Source organism: Streptomyces purpurogeneiscleroticus (assembly GCF_020024005.1).
In the GTDB taxonomy this organism is placed as follows: Bacteria; Actinomycetota; Actinomycetes; order Streptomycetales; family Streptomycetaceae; genus Streptomyces; species Streptomyces purpurogeneiscleroticus.
The window spans coordinates 20,656-27,198 of the sequence record NZ_NHSG01000274.1; the positions used below are offsets into that span (position 1 = coordinate 20,656).

Genomic DNA, 6,543 nt, shown 5'->3' on the forward strand with positions numbered 1-6,543 from the left:
ACACATGACCGACATCGGGCCGTCATGGTCACTTCCGTCCCTGCCACACCCTTACGTACCGCCCTGGCCTCGCGCTACGGTCCCGCGGGTGACCATACGCACGCGGCGAGGCCGCATACCGTGGCAAGCGTTCGTCGTGGCGGCCACCGCCGCCTTACTGGCCGTCCTGCTCCCGCCCGGCGGCGCCGCGCAGGCCGCACCCGGCGCCTCCGGGGAGAGCAGGCCCGTGTACTCCTACGACCGCGCCATCCGCGAGTCGGTGTGGGTGGACACGAAGCTGGACGGCGACTCGGACGGCAGGACCGACCGGGTCGCCGTCGACATCGTCCGGCCGCGCGAACCGGCGCAACAGGGCCGCCGGATACCCGTGATCATGGACGCGAGTCCGTACTACTCCTGCTGCGGCCGCGGCAACGAGAGCCAGAAGAAGACCTACGGTGCCGACGGCCGCCCCGTACAGTTCCCGCTCCACTACGACAACTACTTCGTGCCGCGCGGCTATGCGACCGTCCTGGTCGACCTGGCCGGCACCAACCGCTCCGACGGCTGTGTGGACGTCGGCGGCCGCTCCGATGTGCGGTCCGCCAAGGCCGTTGTGGACTGGCTGGCCGGCCGCGCCCGCGGCTACGACGCCCCCACGGGCGGGAAACGGGTCACCGCCGGCTGGTCCAACGGCAGGACCGGCATGATCGGCAAGAGCTACGACGGCACCGTGGCCAACGGCGTCGCCGCCACCGGCGTGCCGAACCTGAAGACCATCGTGCCCATCGGCGCCATCTCCTCCTGGTACGACTACTACTTCTCCCAGGGCGCGCCGCTCTACGACTCCGGCCCCGACTGGCTGTCCGACTACGTCGAGAGCCCGGCGGCCCGCGCCCGCTGCAAGGCCGTACAGAAGGAGCTCGTCGACGGCGCACCCCGGAGCGGCGACTGGACCGGCCTGTGGGACGCCCGTGACTACGTGAAGGACGCGCACAAGGTGAAGGCCAGCGTCTTCGTCGTGCACGGCATGCAGGACCTCAACGTCCGTACCAAGCACTTCGGGCAGTGGTGGGACGCGCTGGCGAAGAACGGCGTGGAGCGCAAGATCTGGCTGTCCCAGACCGGGCACGTCGATCCGTTCGACTTCCGGCGGAAGGAGTGGGTGTCCGCGCTGCACCGGTGGTTCGACCACTACCTGATGGGTTACGAGAACGGCGCCGACCGCGCCCCGATGGCCGACATCGAGCGGGCCCCGGGGAAGTGGACGACGGACCGCGTCTGGCCCGCGCCCGGCACGGCCACCCGTACGACCCTGCGGCCCGGTAAGGGCGAGCAGCCCGGGGTCGGAGTGCTCGGGACGAAGCCCGCGCCGCCCGGCGCCACCGAGACCTTCACCGACGACCCGAAGCTGAGCGAGACCGACTGGGCGGCGCACGCCGATCAACCGACGGCCGCGAAGGCCGCGTTCAGCACCGCGCCGCTGGCGGCCCCGCTGCGCCTCTCGGGCGGCGGCAAGGTCACCGTGACCGCCACCCCGTCCACCGCCACCGCCCACCTCTCGGCCGTACTGGTCGACCTCGGCCCCGCCACCATCCGCGACTACACGGGGCAGGGCGAAGGCATCACCACGCTGGACCGACGCACCTGCTGGGGCGCGAGCCGGGACGGCGACAGTGCCTGCTTCAAGGAGACCGCGCCCGACACCGAGAAGGTGCGGCAGACCGTCTTCAGCCGCGGCTGGGCCGACCTCGGCACCTACGCCGACCCGCACAAGGGCCGCCCGCTGACCCCCGGGAAGCCGTACACGATCACCCTGGACCTGGCCGCGACCGACCATGTCGTACCGGCCGGGCACCGGCTCGCGCTGATCGTGGGCGGCACGGACGCCGGTCTCATCGACCCGCCGTCCACCCGGCCGACGCTCACCCTCGACCTGTCCCGCACCAAGGCCGAACTGCCGCTCACGGGCGCCGCGCGCGCCCTCTCCGGTACGCCGCAGGCACCGCACACCGGGGCCGGCCCGCTCGCCGGACTGGACGCGCCGCGCCCCGGCAGGCCCGTGCCGGACGCCCGCTGACCACCGGGCCGGGGCCGCAGCGTACGCACACGGCCCCGGTCCGGAGCACCCTGTCCGCTCCACCAGAGGGAGGCACCACTTCGTGAGGTACAGATTCCGCGCCGCGCTCCTCGGCGCCGTCGCCACCGCGCTCACCACGACCTTCCTGGCCGCGCCGGCGCCGGCCACGGCCGCGGCGCACGAAGGACCGCGTACCGGCTTCGAGACCAGCAACGGCGCGCGCTGGACCACTCAGCCCGAGGAGCAGGAGTTCCTCGCCCGCGTGGACCGGGACAGCGCGCGCACGCGCGTCGACCGCATCGGCTCGACGAAGCAGGGACGCCCGCTCCAGCTCGTCCGCATCGGCGCCACGCAGCCGCCCGACGCCGATGGGATACGCCGCGGCAACTCGGTCCTGTTGATCTGCTCCCAGCACGGCAACGAGCCCTCCGGGCGCGAGGCGTGCCTGTCCACCGTCCGGAACCTCGCCTACGCCACCGACGCGGCCACCCGCCGCTTCCTGGAGCACACCAGCGTCCTGGTCCTTCCGACCGCCAACCCCGACGGCCGGGCCGCGAACACCCGCGGCAACTCCGACGGCGTGGACATCAACCGCGACCACCTCGCCCTGAAGACCGCCGAGGCCCGCACGATGGCCGCGCTGTTCCGCGACTACCGCCCGGACACCATCTACGACCTGCACGAGTACGGAGCCACCCCGCCGTACTACGACAAGGACCTGCTGTCCCTGTGGCCGCGCAGCCTCAACACCCATGACGCGGTGCACGACGAGGCCGGCACGCTCTCCGAGCGGTACGTACGCCCCACCGTGGAGGACAGCGGCTTCAGCACCGGCATCTACGGCATCTGGACCGATCCGGAGACCGGCGAGCCCATCAAGCAGGTGGCGGGCGACGGGCAGGAGCGCATCCTGCGCAACGCGGCCGGCGTGAAGAACTCCGTCGGGCTGCTCGTCGAGACCCGTACGACGCCGCTCACGCAGGCCGAGAAGGACGACCCGGCCGTGAACAACCGGCGCCGGGTCGACTCCCAGCTCGCCGGGCTGAAGGGCACGTTCGCCTTCCTCGATGAGCGCCGTGGCCGGATCGAGGCGGCCACCACAGCGGCGCGGCTGGCAGGATACGCGGACCGCGGGCCCGTTTACTTCGGCGGCGCGGACAACGATCCGGCAACGGACGAGGAGATCCTCCAGGACCCGCCGTGCGCTTACCGGCTGGACAAGGAAAGCTATGCGGAGGTCGGAGACGAGCTCACGCTGCACGGTGTACGCGCCGACCGCGACGGCGAAGGCGCCGTCGTACGGCTGCGTCAGCCCCTTCGGGCGCTAGTGCCGCTGCTGCTCGATGAACGATCGGCATATCACCTTACTGCCGCGAAGCCGTCAACCGCGTGTTAAACCGTGGTAGGGGGTAATGGCTAGGGGAAATCCAGCCCATCGAAAGGTCACCACGTGACGGACAGAGAGAACGAACCGGGGGGCGGGAGCGGGGCGACAACCCCGATCGACCTGCCCCCGGAGTCGCAACGTGCCCGCCCCGCCCAGACCGACCGCGTGGTCTTCGGCGTCACGGCACTGCTCACCCTGGCCTTCATTGTCTGGGGAGCGACCTCCACCGAGTCACTCGAGAACGCATCGGGCACGATGCTCGACTGGCTCATCAAAAACGGCGGATGGGCCTTTGTACTGGCCGCGTCCGGCTTTGTGATCTTCGCGATCTGGCTGGCCATCAGCAAGTACGGGCGCATCACCCTCGGAAGGGAGGGCGAGCACCCCGAGTTCCGTACGGTCTCCTGGATCGCGATGATGTTCAGCGCCGGCATGGGCATCGGCCTGATGTTCTACGGCGTGAGCGAGCCGCTGGGGCACTTCACCACCCATCCGCCGGGCACCCACCCCCGGGACGCCGCGCAGGCCATGGATACGGCGATGGCCACCACGCTGTTCCACTGGACGCTGCACCCGTGGGCCATCTACGCGGTGGTCGGGCTCGGCATCGCCTACAGCACCTTCCGGCGGGGCCGCCGGCAGACGATCAGCGCGGTTTTCACCCCGCTGATCGGCGCACGGCGGGCCAACGGCACGGGCGGCCGGGTCATCGACATCCTTGCGATCTTCGCGACGCTCTTCGGCTCGGCCGCCTCGCTGGGTCTGGGAGCGCTGCAGATCGGCAGCGGCATCAAGGTCCTCGGCTGGAAGGACAGCGTCAGCACGACGCTGCTGGTCAGCATCATCACCGTGCTGACGATCGCCTTCATCCTCTCGGCGGTCTCCGGCATCGCCAAGGGCATCCAGTGGCTGTCCAACATCAACATGGTGCTGGCGCTGATCCTGGCCGTCTTCGTGTTCATCGCGGGGCCGACCATCCTCATCCTGAACATGGTGCCCACCGGGGTCGCCACGTTCTTCGACGAACTGCCGCAGATGGCGGGCCGTACGGGCGCCAGCAGCGGTGAGGGCGTCGACACCTGGCTGCGCAGCTGGACGGTCTTCTACTGGGCGTGGTGGATCTCCTGGACGCCCTTCGTGGGCATGTTCATCGCGCGCATCAGCCGGGGCCGCACGATCCGGCAGTTCGTCGGCGGCGTCATCCTGGTGCCCAGCGTCGTGAGCCTGATCTGGTTCGCGATCTTCGGGCAGTCGGCGATGTTCCTGAAGGACCGCAAGCAGCTCTCGGACACCTCCTCCGTGGAGGGGCAGCTCTTCGATGTGCTGCACCAGTACCCGGTTGCCACCCTCATGAGCGTCATTGTCATGATCCTGGTCGGTATCTTCTTCGTGTCCGGTGCGGACGCCGCGTCCATCGTGATGGGCACGCTGTCCCAGAAGGGCACCATGGAGCCGACCAAGCCGATGGTCATCTTCTGGGGCTCGGTCACGGGCGCGGTCGCCGCGATCATGCTGCTCATCGGCGGCGGCAGCGGCGACGCCCTCACGGGTCTGCAGAACCTCACCATTCTGGTCGCGGCACCGTTCACACTCGTCATGATCGCCATGTGTTGGTCGCTCCTGAAGGATCTGCGGAGCGATCCGCTGATCGTTCGGGGGCAGATCGGCGAGGAGGCCATCGAGGCCGCGGTCGTGGCCGGACACGAGAAGTACGAGGGCGACTTCGAGATCCGGATCGGGCCGTCCAACGGCGGCTCGGGGGAGGAAGCGACGGTCATCAGCGACAAGGACGGGCCGGCACCGGCGGGTACCGGGAAGGACTGACCGGAAAGGGCTGACCGGCAGGCGCGTCACCGGCTTCGCCGGTGCCGTCTGCGTCATCGGAGCGGAGGGCCACCGCGGCCCTCCGCTCCGGCGCGTCCGGACGCTCTCAGACCGCGGCGTCCAGCAGCCGCACCACTTCGTCCGCGCAGCCCCACGCCACGGTGACGCCCGCGCCGCCGTGCCCGTAGTTGTGCACGCACAGCCCGCCGCCCGGCAGCCGCTCGGCCTCCAGGCGCACCGCGGGCCGGGCCGGGCGCAGCCCCACCCGGTGCGCGAGGATCCGCGCGTCGGCCAGCGCGGGGTGGACGCGGACACAACGCGCCACGATCGCCTCGGCGACCGCCGGATCGGGCTCGGTCGACCACGCGCCCTCGACCGCGGTGCCGCCCAGCACGACGCCGTACGGCTGCGGCAGCACGTACGTCGTGGTGTCCGCGTGGCCGTCGGCGTCGACGAACCACTCCTCGATCCCCGGGTTCTCGACGATCACCAGTTGGCCCTGTACAGGCCGTACGTCCGGGTCGGGCACCAGCTCCCGGGCGCCCAGCCCCGAGCAGTTCACCACCGCGCCGGCCTCCTGTGCGAGGGCGTCCAGGGAGTCGGCCGCGCGCCGCTCCAGGGTGCCGCCGGCCGCGGCCAGCCGCCGCTCCAGGTACTGGAGATGCGCGTCCATGGCCACCAGAGGGGTGCGGGCCCGCAGGCCCTCGGGTATGCCGGCGGGCAGCTCTTCGGGGCGCGCGGCGCGCAGCCCCGGTACGGCGTCCCGCCATCGGTCCGGCACCGACGCCGCCGCCATCGTGCCCGTCACCATCCGTACGCCCGTGCCCTCGGTCTCCGCGAGCCCCGCCAGCGCTTCGTAGCCGCGCACCGACCACTCGACGGCCGCCTCCTCCGGGAGGATGCGGTACGGCCAGCACAGCCCGCCCGCCACGGAGGACGTCGTACCGGCACCCTGGTCCCGGCTGATCACCCGGACCGCACGGCCGGTTTCGGCGAGCTGGACGGCGCAGGTCAGGCCGGTGACACCGGCACCCACCACGATCACATCGTTCGTCATGCCAGGACCGTATCCGGAGCGCCTCCGCACGTTTGTGATCTTGGGTTAACCCTCCGGCAGCGACCCGGACAATCCCGGCACTTAGGCTGGTACCAGCAGACCGTCGGCCGACGACGCCCCACGGACCGTCCGTACTCGTACGCAGCGAAGACCCCTGCCGCACTGTCCCGCATCCGTACGCAGCCGACTCAAGGAGGCCCATGCCCCGCGCCGTAC

General features: G+C 70.9%; 4 protein-coding genes. 3 read left to right on the forward strand and 1 reads right to left on the reverse strand.

Features of this window, described 5'->3' with window-relative positions; all coding sequences use genetic code 11:
- Positions 1-4: 4 nt before the first annotated feature.
- From CCS38_RS17705 to CCS38_RS17715, 3 genes are all read left to right on the forward strand, one after another.
- The gene (locus CCS38_RS17705; RefSeq protein ID WP_372457102.1) at positions 5-2,059 is read left to right on the forward strand and encodes a Xaa-Pro dipeptidyl-peptidase; all 2,055 of its coding nucleotides are present in this window, start codon (positions 5-7) and stop codon (positions 2,057-2,059) included.
- 82 nt (positions 2,060-2,141) lie between these two features.
- Positions 2,142-3,455, forward strand: coding sequence for a M14 family metallopeptidase (locus CCS38_RS17710; RefSeq protein ID WP_223734255.1), 1,314 nt, complete (start codon positions 2,142-2,144; stop codon positions 3,453-3,455).
- 54 nt (positions 3,456-3,509) lie between these two features.
- A complete protein-coding gene (locus CCS38_RS17715) occupies positions 3,510-5,270 on the forward strand; it encodes a BCCT family transporter (RefSeq protein ID WP_372457103.1) in 1,761 nt (586 codons plus the stop codon).
- A 106-nt stretch (positions 5,271-5,376) separates the two neighbouring features.
- On the opposite strand, the gene CCS38_RS17720 is transcribed toward CCS38_RS17715, so the two are convergent.
- Entirely contained in the window at positions 5,377-6,327 is a 951-nt protein-coding gene (locus CCS38_RS17720; protein WP_223734256.1) for an FAD-dependent oxidoreductase, read from the reverse strand.
- Positions 6,328-6,543: the final 216 nt, after the last annotated feature.

Coding starts and splice junctions, on each gene's coding strand:
- CCS38_RS17705 (WP_372457102.1), top strand. CDS start 5: ATGACCGACATCGGGCCGTCATGGTCACTTCCGTCCCTGCCACACCCT.
- CCS38_RS17720 (WP_223734256.1), bottom strand. CDS start 6,327: ATGACGAACGATGTGATCGTGGTGGGTGCCGGTGTCACCGGCCTGACC.